Source organism: Streptomyces sudanensis (genome assembly GCF_023614315.1).
GTDB classification, from domain to species: domain Bacteria; phylum Actinomycetota; class Actinomycetes; order Streptomycetales; family Streptomycetaceae; genus Streptomyces; species Streptomyces sudanensis.
The window spans coordinates 4,439,048-4,458,523 of the sequence record NZ_CP095474.1 but is presented as its reverse complement, the minus strand read 5'-3'; the positions used below and the strand labels follow the sequence as shown (position 1 = coordinate 4,458,523).

The 19,476-nt window shown below is 71.8% G+C and carries 21 protein-coding genes; 3 read left to right on the top strand and 18 right to left on the bottom strand.

Annotation, left to right across the window (positions count from 1 at the left end; genetic code table 11):
• Positions 1-12: 12 nt before the first annotated feature.
• The 14 genes from tatA to arc form a co-directional block, all read right to left on the bottom strand.
• On the bottom strand, positions 13-294 hold the full coding sequence (tatA, locus tag MW084_RS20600; RefSeq protein WP_010471292.1) for a Sec-independent protein translocase subunit TatA: 282 nt from the start codon (positions 292-294) through the stop codon (positions 13-15).
• Between the two features lie 136 nt (positions 295-430).
• Positions 431-679, bottom strand: a complete 249-nt coding sequence (locus MW084_RS20595) for a hypothetical protein (RefSeq protein ID WP_010471293.1) — start codon at positions 677-679, stop codon at positions 431-433.
• A 19-nt stretch (positions 680-698) separates the two neighbouring features.
• On the bottom strand, positions 699-971 hold the full coding sequence (locus MW084_RS20590) for a hypothetical protein (RefSeq protein ID WP_010471295.1): 273 nt from the start codon (positions 969-971) through the stop codon (positions 699-701).
• A 52-nt stretch (positions 972-1,023) separates the two neighbouring features.
• The gene (locus tag MW084_RS20585; protein ID WP_010471297.1) at positions 1,024-1,980 is read right to left on the bottom strand and encodes a helix-turn-helix transcriptional regulator; all 957 of its coding nucleotides are present in this window, start codon (positions 1,978-1,980) and stop codon (positions 1,024-1,026) included.
• 34 nt (positions 1,981-2,014) lie between these two features.
• The gene (locus tag MW084_RS20580) at positions 2,015-3,001 is read right to left on the bottom strand and encodes a helix-turn-helix transcriptional regulator (protein WP_010471299.1); all 987 of its coding nucleotides are present in this window, start codon (positions 2,999-3,001) and stop codon (positions 2,015-2,017) included.
• A 268-nt stretch (positions 3,002-3,269) separates the two neighbouring features.
• Positions 3,270-3,641, bottom strand: coding sequence for an FKBP-type peptidyl-prolyl cis-trans isomerase (locus tag MW084_RS20575; protein WP_010471302.1), 372 nt, complete (start codon positions 3,639-3,641; stop codon positions 3,270-3,272).
• Positions 3,642-3,683: 42 nt separating this feature from the next.
• Entirely contained in the window at positions 3,684-4,667 is a 984-nt protein-coding gene (locus MW084_RS20570; protein WP_010471304.1) for an FKBP-type peptidyl-prolyl cis-trans isomerase, read from the bottom strand.
• A 167-nt stretch (positions 4,668-4,834) separates the two neighbouring features.
• Positions 4,835-6,196 carry a Pup--protein ligase gene (gene pafA, locus MW084_RS20565; protein WP_010471306.1) on the bottom strand — a complete coding sequence of 454 codons (1,362 nt, stop codon included), beginning with the start codon at positions 6,194-6,196 and terminating at the stop codon, positions 4,835-4,837.
• A 480-nt stretch (positions 6,197-6,676) separates the two neighbouring features.
• Positions 6,677-7,444 carry a proteasome subunit alpha gene (gene prcA / locus MW084_RS20560; RefSeq protein WP_010471308.1) on the bottom strand — a complete coding sequence of 256 codons (768 nt, stop codon included), beginning with the start codon at positions 7,442-7,444 and terminating at the stop codon, positions 6,677-6,679.
• A gap of 47 nt (positions 7,445-7,491) precedes the next feature.
• On the bottom strand, positions 7,492-8,337 hold the full coding sequence (gene prcB / locus MW084_RS20555) for a proteasome subunit beta (RefSeq protein WP_010471309.1): 846 nt from the start codon (positions 8,335-8,337) through the stop codon (positions 7,492-7,494).
• A complete protein-coding gene (locus MW084_RS20550) occupies positions 8,289-8,465 on the bottom strand; it encodes a hypothetical protein (RefSeq protein WP_275563730.1) in 177 nt (58 codons plus the stop codon). Before MW084_RS20550 ends, prcB begins: the two co-directional genes overlap by 49 nt.
• 169 nt (positions 8,466-8,634) lie before the next feature.
• The gene (locus tag MW084_RS20545; protein WP_010471311.1) at positions 8,635-8,853 is read right to left on the bottom strand and encodes a ubiquitin-like protein Pup; all 219 of its coding nucleotides are present in this window, start codon (positions 8,851-8,853) and stop codon (positions 8,635-8,637) included.
• 140 nt (positions 8,854-8,993) lie between these two features.
• On the bottom strand, positions 8,994-10,505 hold the full coding sequence (dop, locus tag MW084_RS20540; protein ID WP_010471313.1) for a depupylase/deamidase Dop: 1,512 nt from the start codon (positions 10,503-10,505) through the stop codon (positions 8,994-8,996).
• A 264-nt stretch (positions 10,506-10,769) separates the two neighbouring features.
• Positions 10,770-12,536: a proteasome ATPase gene (gene arc / locus MW084_RS20535; protein ID WP_010471315.1), complete on the bottom strand. Its 1,767-nt coding sequence runs from the start codon at positions 12,534-12,536 to the stop codon at positions 10,770-10,772.
• A gap of 250 nt (positions 12,537-12,786) precedes the next feature.
• On the opposite strand from arc, the gene MW084_RS20530 reads away from it, so the two are divergent.
• Entirely contained in the window at positions 12,787-13,098 is a 312-nt protein-coding gene (locus tag MW084_RS20530; protein WP_010471317.1) for a ferredoxin, read from the top strand.
• Positions 13,099-13,105: 7 nt separating this feature from the next.
• Here MW084_RS20530 and MW084_RS20525 read toward each other — a convergent pair whose 3' ends face one another.
• The 3 genes from MW084_RS20525 to MW084_RS20515 form a co-directional block, all read right to left on the bottom strand.
• The gene (locus tag MW084_RS20525) at positions 13,106-13,678 is read right to left on the bottom strand and encodes a hypothetical protein (RefSeq protein WP_010471319.1); all 573 of its coding nucleotides are present in this window, start codon (positions 13,676-13,678) and stop codon (positions 13,106-13,108) included.
• Positions 13,679-13,881: 203 nt separating this feature from the next.
• Positions 13,882-14,769, bottom strand: a complete 888-nt coding sequence (locus MW084_RS20520) for a tRNA (adenine-N1)-methyltransferase (RefSeq protein WP_010471321.1) — start codon at positions 14,767-14,769, stop codon at positions 13,882-13,884.
• A 56-nt stretch (positions 14,770-14,825) separates the two neighbouring features.
• Positions 14,826-16,064: a site-2 protease family protein gene (locus tag MW084_RS20515; RefSeq protein ID WP_010471323.1), complete on the bottom strand. Its 1,239-nt coding sequence runs from the start codon at positions 16,062-16,064 to the stop codon at positions 14,826-14,828.
• Between the two features lie 122 nt (positions 16,065-16,186).
• Between MW084_RS20515 and MW084_RS20510 the strand changes: the two genes are divergently transcribed.
• Positions 16,187-17,047, top strand: a complete 861-nt coding sequence (locus tag MW084_RS20510) for a RecB family exonuclease (RefSeq protein ID WP_010471325.1) — start codon at positions 16,187-16,189, stop codon at positions 17,045-17,047.
• A 9-nt stretch (positions 17,048-17,056) separates the two neighbouring features.
• Positions 17,057-17,728 carry a response regulator gene (locus tag MW084_RS20505; RefSeq protein WP_010471326.1) on the top strand — a complete coding sequence of 224 codons (672 nt, stop codon included), beginning with the start codon at positions 17,057-17,059 and terminating at the stop codon, positions 17,726-17,728.
• 77 nt (positions 17,729-17,805) lie between these two features.
• Here the strand turns inward: MW084_RS20505 and MW084_RS20500 are convergent, their stop codons facing one another.
• The gene (locus MW084_RS20500; RefSeq protein ID WP_010471328.1) at positions 17,806-19,395 is read right to left on the bottom strand and encodes an ABC transporter substrate-binding protein; all 1,590 of its coding nucleotides are present in this window, start codon (positions 19,393-19,395) and stop codon (positions 17,806-17,808) included.
• Positions 19,396-19,476: the final 81 nt, after the last annotated feature.

The window sequence follows — 19,476 nt, the reverse complement described above, 5'->3', positions numbered from 1 at the left end:
CGTACCCGGGCGTCAGCCCTGGGCGGTCCGCTTGGACTCGTCCACGGGGCGGGCCGACGCGACGTCGCCGGGAGCGGCCTGGATGGTCCTGGGTGCGGCGGTCTGCTCGGCGGTGCCGGTCTGCGACGCGTCCTCCCGGGAGGCGCCGTCGTTCTTCATGGCGGCGGCCTCGCTCTTGAGGATGCGGGCGGACTTGCCGAGCGAGCGGGCCACCTCCGGCAGTTTCTTCGCGCCGAACAGCAGCACGAAGATCCCCACGACGATGGCCAGATGCCAGATACCGACCTGACCCATGTTTCCCTACCTTCTGATCGAGGTCCCGAACCGGGGTGGCGCGGACGCATGGCCCTGCGGGCCGCCCGCGCGGCATTCATCGTAACCCTCGCCGGTGAACAGGGGGCAATCCCCGGGCGTACCCCCCGTAACGGGATCAGTGGGGCGGTGTACGGGGCGTGTCCTCCCCTTCGGCCGCGGGCCGGCGGCGCGGCAGGCCGTCGCCGGTCCGCGCGAGGTGCAGCGAGGCCCTCTCCAGTTCCCCGGCGGCCCGGCCGATGCGCTCCGTGGCGTGTGCCACCTGGCGGCCGAGGCACCGGACCTCGACGAACACCCGGACGCCGAGGAGGCCGAGGACGGTGATCCCGAGGAATCCCAGGGCGACGGCGAGCATGGACCAGAGCATGGGCAGAGCCTAGACCGTGTCAGACGGTGGAGTGGAGCCGGAGCGTCCGCACCCCGCCGCCGGTGAGGAGCTCGACGATCCGCTCCCCGGCGGGCCTGCGGACGGCGGAGCCGCACTCGGGGCAGGTGAAGGAGTAGAAGGTGGTCCGCCGGCTGGCGCCGATGGCGAGCCGCAGGGAGTTCGGAGGCAGTTCGCACCGGGCCCGGCACTCGGGGCAGGCCGCCTTGAAGAGGACCGGGTGGCACGGCTGCGGGGCGCCGGGCAGCACGGCGGTGTCTCCCGTCTCCCTCACGGTCCCCCTCCCTCCTGCGGCGTCCCGGCGCGACGTGGTTCCCGGCGCGGTGTCAGTCCTGGACACCGTACGCGGCGAGCGCCTCCCGGGCCGCGCGGCGCGCGCTCTCGGCGAGCGCCTCCGGGGAGACGATGCGCCCGTCGCGGCCGAGGCGGAAGGCGAGCCGCCGCAGCGACGCCGGGTCGGGGGTGCGCAGGGTGATGCGCAGCCCGCCGTCGGGCAGTTCCTCGGCGCTGTCGTGCGGGTAGTACTCGGCGACCCAGCGGCCGCCGGGGCCGACCTCGACGACGACCTCGGGATCGTCCGCCGAGGGCTGGACGAGGCCTTCGGACAGGTCGCGCAGTTCGATCTCCGGGGGCGCGGACGGCTCGTCGAGGAGCCGGATCTCGGCCACCCGGTCGAGGCGGAAGGTGCGCCGGGCCTCGGAGAGCCGGCACCACGCCTCCATGTACGTGTGGCCGACGGCGAACAGCCTGATCGGGTCGACCTCGCGCTCCGTGAGCTCGTCGCGCGCCGGGGAGTAGTAGCGCAGCCAGAGCCTGCGCCGCTCGGAGATGGCCCGGTCGACCTCGGCGAAGACGCCTCCCTCGGACTCGAAGGTGACCGACAGCCGCGAGCTGGCGCCGGCGGCCTCTCCCGCGGCGGCCTCCAGTTTGGCGGTGGCGCGCAGCAGTGCCTCGCGGTCGCCCTCCCGCAGTCCGGGCAGGGTGGCGACGGCACGGGCGGCGACGAGCAGGGCGGTGGCCTCGTCGGCGGCGATGCGCAGCGGCTCGGCCACGTCGTCGGGGTTGTGCCACCAGATCTGCTCGCCGTCGGTGTCGATGTCGAGCAGGTCGCCGCCGCGGAAGCTGGTGCCGCACATGGGCAGGACGTCGAGGTCGGCGATCAGTTCGGCCTCGGTGATGCCGAAGGCGCGGGCCACGTCGCCGACGTGGGCGCCCGGGCGTTCCCGCAGGTAGGTCACCAGGGAGAGCATCCGCCTGGTCTGGTCGATCGCGTTGGTCGCCATCGCTCGTCCGTCCTTCTTCCTCGGCGTCCGCCGGTCAGCTGCCCTCGGCGACGGCCCGCAGCCGGTCCACCACGTCGGCGCGCAGGTCCGCCGGCTCCCGTACGACGACGTCGGGGCCGAACTCGGCGAGCCAGGCGTCCAGACCGTGCCCGTACGGGATCTCCAGCTCGTCCCAGCCGTCACCGCAGTCCCGTACGGACAGGGCGCGGGCGCGCAGCGGATAGCCGCATTCGGCGCGCAGCCGGATCAGCGCCGTGCGGGTGGCGCTCTCACCCGCCCAGCGCTCCACGGCCTCGCGGACGGTGGACACGTCCGGGACGGGAGCGGTGAAGGCGCCCGCGCGGGACCGGACCCTGCCGGTGATGCGGGAGAGGCGGAAGACCCGCTCGGCACCGCGGTCCCGGTCCCAGCCGGCGAGGTACCAGTGGCCGCGCCAGCACTCCAGGGTCCACGGCTCGACGTGCCGCGTCTCCGCACGGGCGGCGTTGGACTTGCGGTACTCGAAGACGACCGGCCTGCGGTCGCGGCAGGCGAGCATCAGCGGTTCGAAGGCGGCCTCGCGGACCGGGATGCGCGGCTCCAGGGCGCCGGGCCGGTCGTCGTACGGGTCCCCCGCCTCCGGCATCCCGGCGGCGCGCAGCTTCTGCAGGGCGCCGCTGGCGGCGCCGGCGAGGCGGGCCTGCTGCCAGACCTTGGCGGCCAGGCCGAGGGCGGCGGCCTCCTCGGCGTCCAGCTGGACGGGCGGCAGGCGGTTGGAGTCGCGGCGGGCGAGGTAGCCGATCTCGCCGTCCAGGTTCTCGACGGTCTCGATGACCAGCCCGAGCTCGCGCAGGTCGTCCTTGTCCCGCTCGAACATGCGGTTGAAGGAGTCGTCGGCCGAGGAGGGCCCGCCGTCACCGAGGCCGAACGCCTCGACGTACGCCTCGATGGAGCCGCGCAACTCGCGCTTGCTGAGCGGCCGCCGCGTGCCCAGCAGGCACAGCGCGAGATTCATCAGCCGCTCGGCCTTGGCAATGGCCATCGACGCCCAGCACCTCTTCGTAGTGGAGTCCCTGTCGCCCGACGACCGTACCGCTCCGGGGCCGCGCGGCCAAAGCCGTCCCCCTCCGCTCCCCTCTCCCCTGCGCACCCCGCGTCCGGGACGCGCCGGGAGCGGGCGCTCCCCCGGCTCCGCGAGCGGCGCCGCCGGGCCTGGCGGTACGCGCGGACGCCGGAGGACCGGCGGGAGGCGAACGGGGTGAGGGCCCGCACCGGCGGGGTGCGGACCCTCCTCACACGCGGGGAGCGGATCAGACCGCGACGAGGTCGCAGACGAAGATCAGCGTCTCGCCGGGCTTGATCTTGCCGCCCGCGCCGCGGTCCCCGTAGGCCAGGTGCGGCGGGATGACCAGCTGGCGGCGGCCGCCGACCTTCATGCCCTGGACGCCCTGGTCCCAGCCGGGGATGACCTGGCCGACGCCGAGCTGGAACTGCAGCGGCGTGCCGCGGTTCCAGGAGGCGTCGAACTCCTCGCCGGAGGAGAAGGACACGCCGACGTAGTGGACCTTCACCACATCGCCGGCCTTGGCCTCGGCGCCGTCGCCGACCCAGATGTCCTTGATCTCCAGATCCGCCGGCGGCTCGCCACCCGGGAAGTCGACCTCGGGCTTGTCGATGCTCACGTCAGTGCTCCTGTTGATCGTTTGTGCACAACCCGCACAGTGTTACATCTTCGCCAGGATGTCGAGCGTGAAGACCAGGGTGGAGTTGGCCGGGATCTCGCCGGAGGCCTGGTTGCCGTAGCCCTTGTCCGGGGGCACGACCAGCATGACGCGGCTGCCGACCTTCTTGCCCGCGAGGCCCTCCTGCCAGCCCTTGATGAGCTGTTCGAGCGGGAAGGCGGCGAGCTGCTGGCGGGAGTAGCTGGAGTCGAACTCCTTGCCGCCGTTCCACAGCACGCCCTTGTACTGGAGCAGCAGCTTGTCGGTCGGCCGCACCTCCTCGCCGTCGCCCTCCAGGACGTACTTCGCGACGAGCTTCTTCGGGGCGGCGGCCTTCGGGACGGTGACGGCGGGTGCCTTGCCGTCCGTGTTCGTCCCGACCTTCGGGAGGGCCGCGTCGTCCTGCGGGACCTCCTTGCCCTTGGCGGAGGACCTGCCGTTGAAGGTCTCCTCGATGTCGATGACGAAGACCATGGTGTCCGTGCCCTTGATGTCGCCGCGGCCCTCGGAGCCGTAGCCCAGGGCCGGCGGGACGGCCATCTCGACGCGGCTCTTCGTCTTCTTGCCGGCCAGGCCGAGGCGCCAGCCGTCGATGACCCCGCCCTGCTGGAGCTGGATGACGAGCGGCTGCTTGCGGTCGTAGGAGTTGTCGAAGACCTTCGCCGTGTCCCAGATCTGGCCCAGGTAGTGCGCACGGACGTAGTCGCCCTCGGCGACCGCCGTGCCGGAGCCGGCGATGACCGTCTTCACGGCCAGGTCGGTGGACGGCTTGCCGGAGCCCTTGGCGACGGTCGGCTTCTCACCGAACTTCGCACCGTCCGTGATGGCGGGCAGCGGTCCGTCCACGATCTTCGCGGACGCGCCCGGCTCCGGCGCCGACGGGCTCTCGGCGGCCTGGTCCTTGTCCTGGTCTGACTTTTCGTCGCCGCAGGCCGACAGGGTGAGCAGGCCGGCGGGCACGGCGAGGAGGAGGGAGCGACGACGCACGGGAAGCCTCGTATCTGGTCGGGGATCGATCTTGCGGTTGGGTGCGCGCCACTCTACGGCGTGCGGAAGGCGCCGCACGAGGAGTACGGCGCCCCGCGTCACGTTCCCCGACCGCAGACGGGCCCCGCACCGGCAGTCCGGTACGGGGCCCGAGGTGCCCGGTCCGCTCACATCCCGGCGATGAGCTTCTCCACCCGGTCGTCGACCGACCGGAACGGGTCCTTGCAGAGCACGGTGCGCTGCGCCTGGTCGTTCAGCTTCAGGTGCACCCAGTCCACCGTGAAGTCCCGGCGCTGCTCCTGGGCCCGCCGGATGAAGTCGCCGCGCAGCCGCGCGCGGGTGGTCTGCGGCGGCACCGACTTCCCCTCGAAGATCTTCAGGTCGTTGCAGACGCGGGCCGCCTGGCCCTTCCGCTCCAGCAGGTAGTACAGGCCCCGGCGGCGGTGGATGTCGTGGTAGGCGAGGTCTATCTGCGCGATCCTCGGGTGCGACATGGTCATGTTGTGCTTGGCCCGGTAGCGCTCCAGCAGCTTGTACTTGATGACCCAGTCGATCTCGGTGTCGATCCGGTCCAGGTCCTCCGCCTCGATCGCCTCCAGCGCGCGGCCCCACAGCTCCACGACCCGCGCCACCGTGCCCGTGCGGATGCCCCTCCGGTCGGCGAAGTCGACCGCCTTCTCGTAGTACTCGCGCTGCACCTCCAGCGCGGACGCCTCGCGGCCGCTGGCCAGGCGGACCTTGCGCCGGCCGGTGATGTCGTGGCTGACCTCGCGGATCGCCCGGATCGGGTTCTCCAGGGTGAGGTCCCGCATGACCGTGCCGGCCTCGATCATCCGCAGCACCAGGTCGGTCGCGCCGACCTTCAGCAGCGTCGTCGTCTCCGACATGTTGGAGTCGCCGACGATGACGTGCAGCCGCCGGTAGCGCTCGGCGTCGGCGTGGGGCTCGTCCCGCGTGTTGATGATCGGCCGGGAGCGGGTCGTCGCCGAGCTGACGCCCTCCCAGATGTGCTCCGCGCGCTGGCTCACGCAGTACACGGCGCCGCGCGGGGTCTGCAGCACCTTGCCCGCGCCGCACACCAGCTGGCGGGTCACGAGGAACGGGATGAGGATGTCCGCGAGGCGCGAGAACTCGCCGTGCCGCGCCACGAGGTAGTTCTCGTGGCAGCCGTAGGAGTTTCCCGCCGAGTCGGTGTTGTTCTTGAAGAGGTAGACGTCGCCCGCGATTCCCTCCTCGTGCAGGCGGCGTTCGGCGTCCACGAGCAGACCTTCGAGAATGCGCTCGCCCGCCTTGTCGTGCGTGACCAGTTCGGTCACGTTGTCGCATTCCGGCGTCGCGTATTCCGGATGCGAACCCACGTCGAGGTAGAGGCGGGCGCCGTTCCGCAGAAAGACGTTGCTGCTGCGGCCCCATGACACGACACGGCGGAAGAGGTAGCGCGCCACTTCGTCAGGAGACAGCCGGCGCTGTCCCCTGAACGTGCACGTGACGCCGTACTCGTTCTCCAGCCCGAAAATGCGGCGGTCCATGACAGAACATTACGCCCGGAGGCGCTCACTGAAACCGGCTTCGACGGCACCGCTTCGATCGTTTTCCGGTCCACGCACCGGTTCTCCCCCTTCCGGCGGGTCCGCCGCTCGCGTCCCCGCCCGCTCCGCGCCGGCCGGAACGGGCGGCACCGGGAGCGCCGCCCCGCCNCCCCGCTCCCGGCCGCCGGGNGCGGNNNGNNCCGCATCCCCGCGCCCCGGACCGCGCGCCCTCCGAGGGCGCGTCCGCCACCGGTTCCGGCGGGTCGGTCCTCGCGGCCGCCCGGTCGGAACCCGCGGTCTACCTCCTGCCGGGCGAGTCGGGGAGCGCGACGACCCCACGCAGTCCTCGGCGGGTCGGCGGTTCTGCGCGTACGGACCTCCCAGCGCCCCGCCGGCCGGTGGCGGCCGCCCCGGGCGAACGGAAAGAACCCCGGTGCGCCCGTGGGGCGTACCGGGGCTCACCTCGCCTCCGGGAGCCGGTCAGGCCTCGGAGTCCGCCGGGCCCTCGGCCTCGTCGTCCGCGGCGTCCGTGGGGGCCGTCGCCGGCTCCCGGGCCGCCAGGAGTCGCGCCAGCTGCCGGCCCACGATCCGCTTGAACTTCCGCGACTGCGGGCGCGTACGGTCCAGCACAGCCACCTCCAGGCGCTCCGCGGGGATCTCCCGCTCACTGCCGTTGGTGTCCCGCGACAGGGCCTGCACCGCCAGCTTCAGCGCCTCCGCCAGCGACATCCCGTCGCGGTGCCGCTGGTCCAGGAAGCTGCCGATCTGCTCGGCGTTGCCCCCCACGGCCACCGAGCCGTGCTCGTCCACGATCGAGCCGTCGTGCGGCAGCCGGTAGATCTGGTCGCCCTCCGGCGACGTGCCGACCTCGGCGACGACCAGCTCCACCTCGTACGGCTTCTCACCCGCGCTGGAGAAGATCGTGCCGAGCGTCTGCGCGTAGACATTCGCCAGCCCGCGCGCCGTCACGTCGTCGCGGTCGTAGGTGTAGCCGCGCAGGTCCGCGTAGCGCACACCGCCGATCCGCAGGTTCTCGTACTCGTTGTACTTGCCCGCGGCGGCGAAACCGATCCGGTCGTAGATCTCGCTGAACTTGTGCAGCGCGCGGGACGGGTTCTCGCCGACGAAGACGATGCCGTCGGCGTACTGCATCACGACGAGGCTCCGGCCCCGCGCGATGCCCTTGCGGGCGTACTCCGCCCGGTCGGCCATGGCCTGCTGGGGTGAGACGTAGAACGGCGTCGACACCGGCTGTCCGTCCCTTTCTGTCGGTGGCGGAAAAAATCAGGGCAACATCAGAGCAGCTCGGCGCGGGGGCCGTCGGGCTGGTCCATCCGGCGCTCCAGCACCGCACGCGACACCTCCGACGTCTCCGCCTCCGCCAGCCGGCGGAAACCGTCCTCCGTGATCACCGTGACGACCGGGTAGATCCGGCGCGCCACGTCGGGGCCGCCCGTCGCCGAGTCGTCGTCCGCCGCGTCGTACAGCGCCTGCACCACCAGTGTCACGGCCTGCCGCTCGGTGAGGTCCTCGCGGTAGAGCTTCTTCATCGACCCTCGTGCGAACAGCGAGCCGGAGCCCGTCGCCGCGTACCCCTGCTCCTCGGAGCGCCCGCCCGTGACGTCGTACGAGAAGATCCGGCCCTTCTCCCGGTCCACGTCCCAGCCGGCGAACAGCGGGACCACGGCGAGGCCCTGCATGGCCATGCCCAGATTGCCGCGGATCATCGTGGAGAGCCGGTTCGCCTTGCCCTCCAGGGAGAGCTGGGTGCCCTCGACCTTCTCGAAGTGCTCCAGTTCCAGCTGGAACAGCTTCACCATCTCCACGGCGAGCCCCGCCGTACCGGCGATGCCCACGGCCGAGTACTCGTCGGCGGGGAAGACCTTCTCGATGTCGCGCTGCGCGATCATGTTGCCCATGGTGGCCCGCCGGTCTCCGGCGAGGACCACGCCCCCGGGGAAGGCGGCGGCGACGATCGTCGTGCCGTGCGGGACCTCGACCGCTCCCTGTACGGCGGGCAGTGTCCGGCGCCCGGGGAGCAGCTCCGGGGAGTGCTCGGCGAGGAAGTCCATGAAGGACGAGGACCCGGGTGTCAGGAAGGCAGCCGGCAGACGCCCTGTGGTTCGAGTGTTGGCTTCCACGAGTTCCCCTCCACGTGTGCGGCGGCCCGCCCGGTGACGCCGCGGTCACCCCTCGGCTTGCCGATGGCCGGATTGCAGTTGAAGCACAGTACGCCAGGGACCTTACCCGCAGCATGGCGAAGATCCACATGCCGCCGGACGGCCGCCGGACGGGCGGGCCCGGCACGGCGGCGCCCCGCCGGGGCGGCGCGGTCCCGGGCCGTCCGCGGGCGAGCGCCGCGCGCGGTGCGGTCGGGCCGGGACGCGTGCGGCGCTCCCCTCCCCGACCCCGGCCCCGGCCAGGAGGTCACGCGGCCGTCACTGGCCGCCCTTCTGGACGAAGGACCGCACGAAGTCCTCCGCGTTCTCCTCCAGGACGTCGTCGATCTCGTCCAGGACCGAGTCCACGTCGTCGCTGAGCTTCTCGTGGCGCTCCTTGAGATCCTCCGAGGCCTGCGCCTCGGGTGCCTGGTCCTCGGCCTCTTCAGTGGAACGCGTGGCCTTCTGCTGGCCGCCGCCGGTGTCCTTGGTCGCCATGTCCCTCACCCCGCTCGGAATTGCCCGCTTGGTCAGGTGTCTCAAGGTCAGACCCTACAAGCACGGTCTGACATCGGCCCTGTCTTCTCGACGTCCGGGCCACCTCCATGATTCCCTGCGGCGGCCCCGTGAAGCGCCCCTCAGCCGCCCGAAAGGGTCCGGACCAGCTCCTCGGCCGTACGGCAGCGGTCGAGGAGGTCCTTCACGTGCTCCCGGGTGCCCCGCAGCGGCTCCAGCGTGGGCACCCGCTGCAGGGAGTCGCGGCCGGGGAGGTCGAAGATCACCGAGTCCCAGGAGGCCGCGGCCACGTCGTCCGCGTACTGCTCCAGGCACCGGCCGCGGAAGTAGGCCCTGGTGTCCTCCGGCGGCCTCCTCTCGGCCCGCTCCACCTCCCGCTCGTCCAGCAGCCGCTTCATGCGCCCGCGGGCCACCAGACGGTTGTACAGGCCCTTCTCGGGGCGCACGTCGGCGTACTGGAGGTCCACCAGGTGGAGGCGCGCGGCGTCCCAGTCGAGGCGGTCGCGGCGCCGGTAGCCCTCCATCAGCTCCAGCTTCGCCACCCAGTCCAGTTCCCCGGCGAGGCTCATGGGGTCGCTCTCCAGCCTGCGGAGGGTGTCCTCCCAGCGGGTGAGGACGTCCAGGGTCTGCTCGTCGGCGTCGGCGCCGAAACGGTTCTCGACGTACTTGCGGGCGAGCTCGCAGTACTCCGTCTGGAGTTGCACCGCGGTCAGTGTCCGGCCGCTGCGGAGCGTGATCAGCCGCCGGAGCGTGGGGTCGTGCGAGACCTGGTGGAGGGTGCGCACCGGCTGGTCGACGGCGAGGTCGACGGTGATGAAGCCGTCCTCGATCATCGACAGGACCAGCGCGGTCGTGCCGAGCTTCAGGTAGGTGGAGATCTCCGAGAGGTTGGCGTCGCCGATGATGACATGGAGGCGGCGGTACTTCTCGGCGTCCGCGTGCGGCTCGTCGCGCGTGTTGATGATGGGCCGTTTGAGTGTCGTCTCCAGCCCGACCTCGACCTCGAAGTAGTCCGCGCGCTGACTGATCTGGAAGCCGTGCTCCTGGCCGTCCTGGCCGATGCCGACGCGACCGGCCCCGGTGACGACCTGGCGGGAGACGAAGAAGGGCGTGAGGTGGCGCACGATGTCCGAGAAGGGGGTCTCCCGCTTCATCAGGTAGTTCTCGTGCGTGCCGTAGGAGGCGCCCTTGTTGTCGGTGTTGTTCTTGTAGAGGTGGATGGGCTGGGCGCCGGGCAGCTGGGTGGCCCGTTCGGCGGCCTCGGCCATGATCCGCTCGCCGGCCTTGTCCCACAGGACCGCGTCGCGGGGGTTGGTGACCTCGGGCGCGCTGTACTCCGGGTGGGCGTGGTCCACGTAGAGGCGGGCGCCGTTGGTCAGGATGACGTTGGCGAGACCGATGTCCTCGTCGGTGAGCTGGGTGGAGTCGGCGGCCTCGCGGGCGAGGTCGAAGCCGCGGGCGTCCCGCAGCGGGTTCTCCTCCTCGAAGTCCCAGCGGGCGCGGCGCGCCCGGTGCATCGCCGCCGCGTAGGCGTTGACGATCTGGGACGAGGTGAGCATGGCATTGGCGTTCGGGTGGCCGGGGACGGAGATCCCGTACTCCGTCTCGATGCCCATTACTCGCCGTACGGTCATGCGACCCTCCTTGCCCGGCGGCGTCCCCACGCGGGGACGGCGCCCGAGTACCGGTTCTCCGATGCGTGTGCGGTGCCCGACCCCGCACTGCGCGATTCGGCGGTACGGATGAGCCTAGAGCGCCTTCGCGCTGGAGGGGAGATCAAATACGCCATTGCTGCGGCGCGGCCCTCTGTCCGGCGGTGTCCGGCGGAATGCGACCGGCTGCGACGCGCCCTCCCCCTTTCGGGGGGCCGGGGACGCCGCAGCCGGTTCTGCGCGCTCCTAGAGGTACTGGCCGGTATTCGCCACCGTGTCGATGGAGCGCCCGGTGTCCGCGCCCTGCTTTCCGGTGACGAGGGTGCGGATGAAGACGATCCGCTCGCCCTTCTTTCCGGAGATGCGGGCCCAGTCGTCCGGGTTGGTGGTGTTGGGCAGGTCCTCGTTCTCCTTGAACTCGTCCACGCACGCCTGGAGGAGGTGGGAGACCCGGATGCCCTTCTGGTTCTGGTCGAGGTAGGCCTTGATGGCCATCTTCTTGGCCCGGTCGACGATGTTCTGGATCATCGCACCGGAATTGAAGTCCTTGAAGTACAGGACTTCCTTGTCGCCGTTGGCGTACGTGACCTCCAGGAAGCGGTTCTCCTCGGATTCCGCGTACATCTGCTCCACGACCGACTGGATCATGGCCTGTGCGGCGGCTTCCTTGGAGCCGTTGTGCTCGGCGATGTCGTCCGCGTGGAGCGGCAGGGACGGGGTGAGGTACTTGGCGAAGATGTCCTTGGCGGCCTCGGCGTCCGGACGCTCGATCTTGATCTTCACGTCCAGGCGGCCGGGCCGGAGGATCGCCGGGTCGATCATGTCCTCGCGGTTGGAGGCGCCGATGACGATGACGTTCTCGAGTCCTTCGACGCCGTCGATCTCGGCGAGCAGCTGGGGGACGATGGTGTTCTCCACGTCCGAGCTGACGCCGGAGCCGCGGGTGCGGAAGAGGGACTCCATCTCGTCGAAGAAGACGATCACGGGAGTGCCCTCGGACGCCTTCTCCCGGGCCCGCTGGAAGACCAGGCGGATGTGCCGCTCGGTCTCGCCGACGTACTTGTTGAGGAGCTCGGGGCCCTTGATGTTGAGGAAGTAGCTCTTGCCGGCGGGCTGCCCGGTGACCTCGGCGACCTTCTTCGCGAGGGAGTTGGCCACGGCCTTGGCGATGAGGGTCTTGCCGCAGCCGGGCGGGCCGTACAGCAGGATGCCCTTCGGGGGCCGCAGCTCGTGCTCGCTGAAGAGGTCGGGGTGGAGGTACGGCAGCTCGACCGCGTCGCGGATCAGTTCGATCTGGTTGCCCAGGCCGCCGATCTTGTCGTAGTCGACGTCCGGGACCTCCTCCAGGACGAGCTCCTCGACCTCGCTCTTGGGGATGACCTCGTAGACGTAGCCGGAGCGGGGCTCGAGCAGGAGGGCGTCGCCGGGCCGGATGGTGGCCTCCAGCAGGGGCTCGGCGAGCCGTACGACCCGTTCCTCGTCGGTGTGGCCGATGACCAGGGCGCGCTCGCCGTCCTCGAGGACCTCTTTCAGGGTGACGATGTCCCCGGCGCGCTCGAACTCCATGGCCTCGACCACGTTGAGCGCCTCGTTGAGCATGACCTCCTGGCCCCGCCGGAGCCGGTCGGGCTCGACGCTGGGGCTGACGTTCACGCGGAGCTTGCGGCCGCCGGTGAAGATGTCGCAGGTGCCGTCCTCGTTGGCCTGCAGGAAGACGCCGAAGCCGGCCGGCGGCTGCGCGAGGCGGTCGACCTCCTCCTTGAGGGCCACGATCTGGTCGCGGGCCTCACGGAGCGTGTTGGCGAGCCGTTCGTTCTGCGCGGACACGCCGGCCAGACTGGTCTGCAACTCGACGATCCGCTCCTCGAGAATCCTCGTGTGACGCGGAGAGTCGGCGAGCTTGCGTCGCAGGACGGCGATTTCCTGCTCGAGATAGGCGACCTGGCCGGCGGGGTCGTCGGACCCCCGCCCCGGCCGGATGCCGCGGTTGATGTCGTCGTCGTGGGCTGCCACGGTCCTCACCTCCTCCAAGGGGAGCTGGACGCTTCCAGACCCTACCTGCGTGGGTGACGGTTGAAACCCCAGATCACAAAGACTCTCGCAGCGGGTCCGATCTTCACCCTTGCGCTTTCCCCACGGGAAGGGAATACCCACCCATCAACATCGGAAAGCGGCCGGTTGTATCGTCGTCAGTGGCCAACACCCTTCGGTGCGGGCCGGACTTACTTCCCGACGCTTCACCGAGGCAGGAAACGGCAGGCATATGACCGCGCAGCACGAGGCCCCCACCACGGCCGCCGGAGAGGCGCTGGAGGTCTGGATCGACCAGGACCTCTGCACCGGGGACGGAATCTGCGCCCAGTACGCGCCGGAGGTGTTCGAACTCGACATCGACGGCCTGGCCTACGTCAAGAGCGCCGACGACGAACTCCTCCAGGAGCCGGGCGCGGCGGCGCCGGTGCCGCTGCCGCTGCTGCGCGACGTGGTGGACTCCGCCAGGGAGTGCCCGGGCGACTGCATCCACGTGCGGAGGGCTTCGGACGGGGTCGAGGTGTACGGCCCGGACGCCGGGTAGCCGTACGTCAGCGGACGGTCGCGGCGGTGCGGAGGAACGTACCGCCGGACCACCGCCATATGACGGCCTCGCGCTCGTCGGGGCAGCAACGGGGCACGTCGGGGGACGAGTAGCCGAACAAGGTCGCCGTGACGAGGCCGTCACGCACGGCGAGGGAGCCGACGGAGAGGGCGTCCGCGGGGGCGACGAGGGTCGCCACCACGCGGGCGCCCTTCGCGCTCCCGGCCGCAGCCGTGAGGACGTACAGGCCCTGCGGCGGGGTGCCCGAACCGGCCTGGCAGCGGGCGGCGGCGACCGTCTCGGGCCGGCCGTCGCCGTCGAGGTCGCCGGAGGCGGTCCTGAAGGCGGCGACGGGGGCTCCGGCGCAGTCCAGGGGGTAGGAGGCGGTCGCCGCGTCGGGTGCGGGCGCCTGGGCCGCCGGCTCCTGCCGGGCGCCGGCCGCCGGACCGGTGGCGGTGGCCGGATCGGGTTGCGCGACACCGGCCAGGGCGATGACGCCGGCCAGGGCGGCGGCCGTCGCGAGCCAGTGCGCGGGGCGGGCGTGGGTGTGCGCGAGGTCCGGGGCGGCGGAGGTCTGCACGCGGGCTGTCTCCTGTGGTCGTGCGGTGGCGGTGGGTCGCCTCCGGGGGGAGTGGGCAGCATCGTTCCACACGGCGCGGGGCACGGTGAACCGGGGCGGGACCGCACGGGGCGGCCGGCGTCCGGACGAACGCCGCGGCGCCGCCCGGGAGTTCCCCGTTCGGCGGGGGAAGTCCATGGCGGCGCCGCGGCGTTGCGGGCGGGTCAGCCCTTGTTGGGGCCCTCGTAGTCCTCGCCGTAGGCGCCCTTGGCCGGGCGGCGGCGGCGCATGGGCGGCTCGACGCCGTCCGCGAGGCGGCGGGCGGTGACGAGGAAGCCGGTGTGGCCGATCATGCGGTGGTCCGGGCGGACGGCCAGCCCCTCGACGTGCCAGTTGCGGATCATCGACTCCCAGGGCTGCGGTTCGGCGTAGCAGCCGATCTCGCGGATCGACTCGACGGTCCGGGCGAGCTGGGTGGTCGTCGCGACGTAGCAGCAGAGGATGCCGCCGGGGACGAGGGCCTTGGAGACGGCCTCCAGGCACTCCCAGGGGGCGAGCATGTCCAGGATGACGCGGTCGACGTCGGTGTCCGACAGGTTGTCCTGGAGGTCGCCGACGGTGAGCCGCCAGGCGGGGTGCGGGCCGCCGAAGTAGCGCTCCACGTTGGCCTTGGCGATCTCCGCGAAGTCCTCGCGGCGCTCGTAGGAGTGGAGCATGCCGCTGTCGCCGACGGCGCGGAGCAGGAAGCTGCTGAGCGAGCCCGAGCCGACACCGGCCTCCACGACGCGGGCGCCGGGGAAGATGTCGGCGAAGGCGAGGATCTGTCCCGCGTCCTTCGGGTAGACGACTGCGGCCCCGCGGGGCATGGACAGGACGTAGTCGGGGAGCAGGGGGCGCAGCGCGAGGTAGGCGACGTTTCCCGTGGTACGGACAACACTGCCCTCGGGAGCGCCGATCAGCTCGTCGTGCGGGAAGGAACCCTTGTGGGTGTGGAAGTTCTTCCCGGCTTCGAGCGTGAACGTGTAGTGGCGTCCCTTGGGGTCGGTGAGCTGGACCTGGTCCCCGACCTCGAAGGGCCCGCGACGGCGGGCGGCACCGGTCGGTTCGGACATGTGACCAGGGTACCCGGCGGCGGCGGGGCGTCCGACCACGGTGCGGAGGGGCCGGGCTAGCGGGGGGCGGCGCCCGGGCGGGCCATGGCCTGCACGAAGGCGCGCTCGACGTCGGCGGTGGACAGCACGCCGTACACCTCGCCGGTCTCCTCGACGACGAGGTACTCGGTGGCGGGGGTCTCGCGGAGCCTGTCGAGGAGGGGCTCGCCCGCGAGGTCGGCGGGGATCCGCATGCCGTCGGTGAGGTCCTGGGCGAGGCCGCCGACGGCGACCCAGGGGCGGCGGTGCCGGGGCACGCCGACGATGGCGGTCTCGCGGACGAGGGCGGTGGGCTCGCCCTGGCCGTCGACGACGACGAGGGCGCGGGCACCGGCCTCGTTGGCGCGGCGGAGCGCCTCGGACAGGGGGGTGTCGGGGGCGACGGGGACGGCGCGCCGGGTGAGGGTGCGGGCGCCCAGGGCGGGGAGGCGCTCGCGGAGGCGGGCCATGCGGAGGCTGTTGCCGGCGCCGGTCCAGATGATCGCGGCGAGGATGGCGGCGAGGAGCGCGTCCATGACCGTGTCCATGCCGCTGAGGTCGGAGGTGCCGCCCAGGGCGCCGGTCCGGGTGAGCAGGGGCAGGCCGAGGAGCACGGTGACGGCGAGGGCGCGGCCCGCCCAGGCGGCGGCGACGGTGCCGCTCATGGGGTTGCCGGTGACCTTCCAGACGACGGCGCGGAGCATGCGCCCGCCGTCGAGGGGGAGGCCGGGCAGGAGGTTGAAGGCGGCGACGATCAGGTTGGAGATCATCAGGCCGGCCAGGAGGACGCCGGGGACCGTGCCGGGTTCGACGGCGTGCAGGGCGGCGTAGAAGGCGCCGGAGAGCACCAGGGACAGGAGGGGGCCCACGAAGGCCAGGACGAACTCGCGGCCCGGGGTCTCGGACTCCTTCTCGATCTCGGAGACGCCGCCGAAGAACTGGAGCTGGATGCGGCGGACCGGGAGCCCGAACCGGAGCGCGGCGACGGTGTGGGCGAGTTCGTGGACGAGGACGGACGCGTAGAACGCGACGGCGAAGAAGAGCGACACCAGGTAGCGGACACCGCCCAGCTCGGGCAGGACGCGGTCGAGCTGGCCGCCGAAGACCCAGGTGATGAGGGCCGCCACGAGGAACCAGCTGGGGGCGACGTGGACGGGCACGCCGAGGATCCGGCCCATGAGCAGGCCGCCGCCGGGCTCGGTGCGGCGCTTGCCGGGGGCGTCTCCGGTGGGCGCGGGCCGGCGTGTGCTCTCGCCGCTCTCGTCGTCCTGGTTCACGGGTTCCCTTCGGCGTGGGGGCGGGCGGGTCGGGGNTTCCCGCTCGGTCGTGCGGTGTGGGGTGGTCCTTGCCGTCGATGGTATGCCGACGGCTGTCGGTGGCGGGTCGTAGGGTCGGGGACATGACTTCGAGCCCGCGGCCGCCCGTGTCGCTCTCGCCGTCCCGTGCCGGGGACTTCATGCAGTGCCCCCTGCTCTACCGGTTCCGGGTGATCGACCGGCTGCCGGAGAAGCCGAGTCCAGCGGCCACCCGGGGCACCCTGGTGCACGCGGTGCTGGAGCGGCTCTTCGACGACCCGGCGGCGGAGCGTACGGCTCCGAGGGCGCGGGCGATGGTTCCCGGCCAGTGGTCGCGGCTGCTGGAGTCGCGTCCGGAGCTGGCGTCGCTGTTCGAGGACGACGCGGACGGGGAGCGGCTGGCGCGCTGGCTGCGGGAGGCCGAGGAGCTGGTCGAGCGGTGGTTCACGCTGGAGGACCCGACGCGGCTGGAGCCGGCGGAGCGGGAGGTGTTCGTGGAGGCGGAGCTGGAGTCGGGGCTCCGGCTGCGGGGGGTGATCGACCGGGTCGACGTGGCGCCGTCGGGCGAGGTGCGGATCGTCGACTACAAGACGGGCAAGGCGCCGCGCCCGGAGTACGGGGAGGGCGCGCTGTTCCAGATGACGTTCTACGCGCTGGTGGTGTGGCGGCTGAAGGGGGTGCTGCCGCGGCGGTTGCAGCTGGTGTACCTGGGCAGCGGCGACGTGGTGACGTACGACCCGGTGATGGCGGACCTGAGGCGGGTGGAGCGGAAGCTGCTGGCGTTGTGGGAGGCCATCGGAAGGGCGACGGAGACGGGCGACTGGCGGCCGCGGCCGACGAAGCTGTGCGGTTGGTGCGACCATCAGGCGTTCTGTCCGGAGTTCGGGGGGACTCCCCCGGTCTACCCGCTGCCGGTGCGGCCGGCCGGGTCGGGGCAGAATGGGCCGGGTCCAGCGATCTCTTGAGGAGTGCCCGTGGCCATCCGCGTCCTACTGGTCGACGACCAGCCGCTGTTGCGTACCGGTTTCCGGATGATCCTGGAGGCGGAGCAGGACATCGCGGTGGTGGGTGAGGCCGGGGACGGCCTGCAGGCGCTCGACCGGGTGCGGGCGCTGCAGCCGGACGTGGTGCTGATGGACGTCCGGATGCCGCGGATGGACGGGGTGGAGGCGACGCGGCAGATCGCGGGGCCGGGGCGGGACGGGCCGGTGAAGGTGCTGGTGCTGACCACGTTCGACCTGGACGAGTACGTGGTGGAGGCGCTGCGCGCGGGGGCGAGCGGGTTCCTGCTGAAGGACGCCCCGGCGAACGAGCTGGTGCAGGCGATCCGGGTGGTGGCGGCCGGCGAGGCGATGCTGGCGCCGAGCATCACGCGCAGGCTGCTGGACAAGTACGCGGGGCACCTGCCGTCGGGGGACGAGCCGGTGCCGGACGCGCTGAACAGCCTGACCGACCGTGAGCGGGAGGTGCTGAAGCTGGTGGCGCGGGGGTTGTCGAACGCGGAGATCGCGGCGGACCTGTTCGTCTCGGAGACGACGGTGAAGACCCACGTGGGCCACGTGCTGACGAAGCTGCGCCTGCGGGACCGGGTGCAGGCGGCGGTGTACGCGTACGAGAGCGGCCTGGTGCGTCCGGGCGCGCAGTAGCCGCCGGCCCTCCCCCGCCCGCGGGGCGGGCGCGCGGCGCCGGTGCCCCGCCCATGGGGGCACCGGCGGCCGGTGGGTCAGCCCTTCTTGATCTCCCAGAACCGGAAGACGGTGGACGCGTCGAGGGTCCACTCCAGGCCGGAGACCGTGTTGCGGGCGACGGCGTACTGCTTGGCCTGCCAGAGCGGGAGGAGGGGGACGTCCTCGGCGACGAGGTTCTGGAGCCGGTCGAAGTCGTCCTGGGCGGAGCTGCGGTCGGCGGCCGCCGCGGTGTCCGGGATGATCCGGCCGGTGATCTCGGCGTTCCGGTAGTGGTTGCCGAGGACGCCGTCCCCGCCGAAGAACGGCTGGGTGAAGTTGTCCGGGTCCGGGTAGTCGGGGATCCAGCCCTTGACGTACACGCCGTACTTGCCGGCCTGGATGTCCTTCTCGTACTGGCCGTACTCGACGGACTCCACCCGGGCCTCGAACAGCCCGCTCCTGTTGAGCTGGTCGGCGATGGCCTCGACCTGCTGGTCCGTGCCGGGGCCGTAGCGGCTGGGCGTGGAGTGGAGCGTGATCCTGACCTTGCCCTCGATGCCCTCCTCGCGGAGCGCCTTCTCCGCGAGGTCCTGCTGCGGGCGGTCGCCGTAGCGGTCGAAGAAGGCGGTGTTGTGCCCGAGGATGCCGGCGGGGACGACCGAGTACAGCGGGGTCGCGGTGGACCGGTAGACGTCCTGGACGAGCGCCTGGCGGTCGACGAGGTGGGCGATGGCCCTGCGGACGCCGAGCTTCCCGGCGACCGGGTCCTTCATGTTGAAGACCAGGTACTGGACTTCGGCGCTGGAGCCCTCGATGACCTCGATGCCGTTCCGGCCCGCGGTCGGGGAGCCGTTGAGCTTCCGGATGTCCTCGGCGGCGAGGCCCCGGTAGGCGACGTCGATCTGACCCTTCGTCATCGCCTCGGCGAGGGCCTTGCGGTCGCCGTCGTAGAACTTCAGGGTGACGCCGTCGTTCTTGACCTTGGCGGTGCCCTTGTACTCGGGGTTGACGGAGAAGACGGCCCTCTCGTCGCTGAAGGACTCCAGCCGGTACGGGCCGGACCCGACGGCCTTGCCGTCGGTGCGCAGGCCGTCGGCCTGGTACTCGCGGTGGTCGACGATGGAGCCGGCACCGGAGGCGATCTTGCTGGGGAAGGTGGCGTCGGGCACCTTGAGGAAGAAGACGACGGTCCTGTCGTCGGGGGTCTCGATCCTGTCGATGGTGGACAGGAGCGGACCGGGGCCGTTCTCGTCGTCGATCCGCAGTGCGCGTTCGAAGGAGAACCTGACGTCCTCGGAGGTGAGCGGGTTGCCGTTGCTGAACTTCAGCCCCTCGCGGAGGGTGCACCGGTAGACGGTGCTGGCGCCCTTGTCGAAGTCGCACCGCTCGGCCGCTTCCGGCTGGGGCGTGGTGGCGCCCCTGGGGAAGCTCAGCAGGGACTGGAAGACGTTGTTGAACAGCAGCCAGGAGCCGGGGTCGTACCCGGCGGCGGGGTCGGTGGCCAGGATCTGGTCGGACATGCCGACGACGATCGACCCGGAGCCGTCGCCGGCGCCGGCGTCCTGGTCGGTGCCGCAGCCGCTGAGCGCGGCGGCGGCGAGCCCCGCGGCGAGCGGGGCCGTCAGCCACTTGTTGTGTGCCTTCACGGGAACCTTGTCTCCGGTCTCTTCGGTACGACGGGGATCGGGCGCCGCCCCGGCCGGGCTGCCGGGGTCACGGGGCCGAGA

Coding starts and splice junctions, on each gene's coding strand:
- MW084_RS20580 (WP_010471299.1), bottom strand. CDS start 3,001: ATGGCCATTGCCAAGGCCGAGCGGCTGATGAATCTCGCGCTGTGCCTG.
- MW084_RS20530 (WP_010471317.1), top strand. CDS start 12,787: ATGACCGCGCAGCACGAGGCCCCCACCACGGCCGCCGGAGAGGCGCTG.
- MW084_RS20585 (WP_010471297.1), bottom strand. CDS start 1,980: ATGGCGACCAACGCGATCGACCAGACCAGGCGGATGCTCTCCCTGGTG.
- tatA (WP_010471292.1), bottom strand. CDS start 294: ATGGGTCAGGTCGGTATCTGGCATCTGGCCATCGTCGTGGGGATCTTC.
- pafA (WP_010471306.1), bottom strand. CDS start 6,196: ATGGACCGCCGCATTTTCGGGCTGGAGAACGAGTACGGCGTCACGTGC.
- MW084_RS20510 (WP_010471325.1), top strand. CDS start 16,187: ATGACTTCGAGCCCGCGGCCGCCCGTGTCGCTCTCGCCGTCCCGTGCC.
- MW084_RS20595 (WP_010471293.1), bottom strand. CDS start 679: ATGCTCTGGTCCATGCTCGCCGTCGCCCTGGGATTCCTCGGGATCACC.
- MW084_RS20520 (WP_010471321.1), bottom strand. CDS start 14,769: ATGTCCGAACCGACCGGTGCCGCCCGCCGTCGCGGGCCCTTCGAGGTC.
- MW084_RS20545 (WP_010471311.1), bottom strand. CDS start 8,853: ATGGCGACCAAGGACACCGGCGGCGGCCAGCAGAAGGCCACGCGTTCC.
- dop (WP_010471313.1), bottom strand. CDS start 10,505: ATGACCGTACGGCGAGTAATGGGCATCGAGACGGAGTACGGGATCTCC.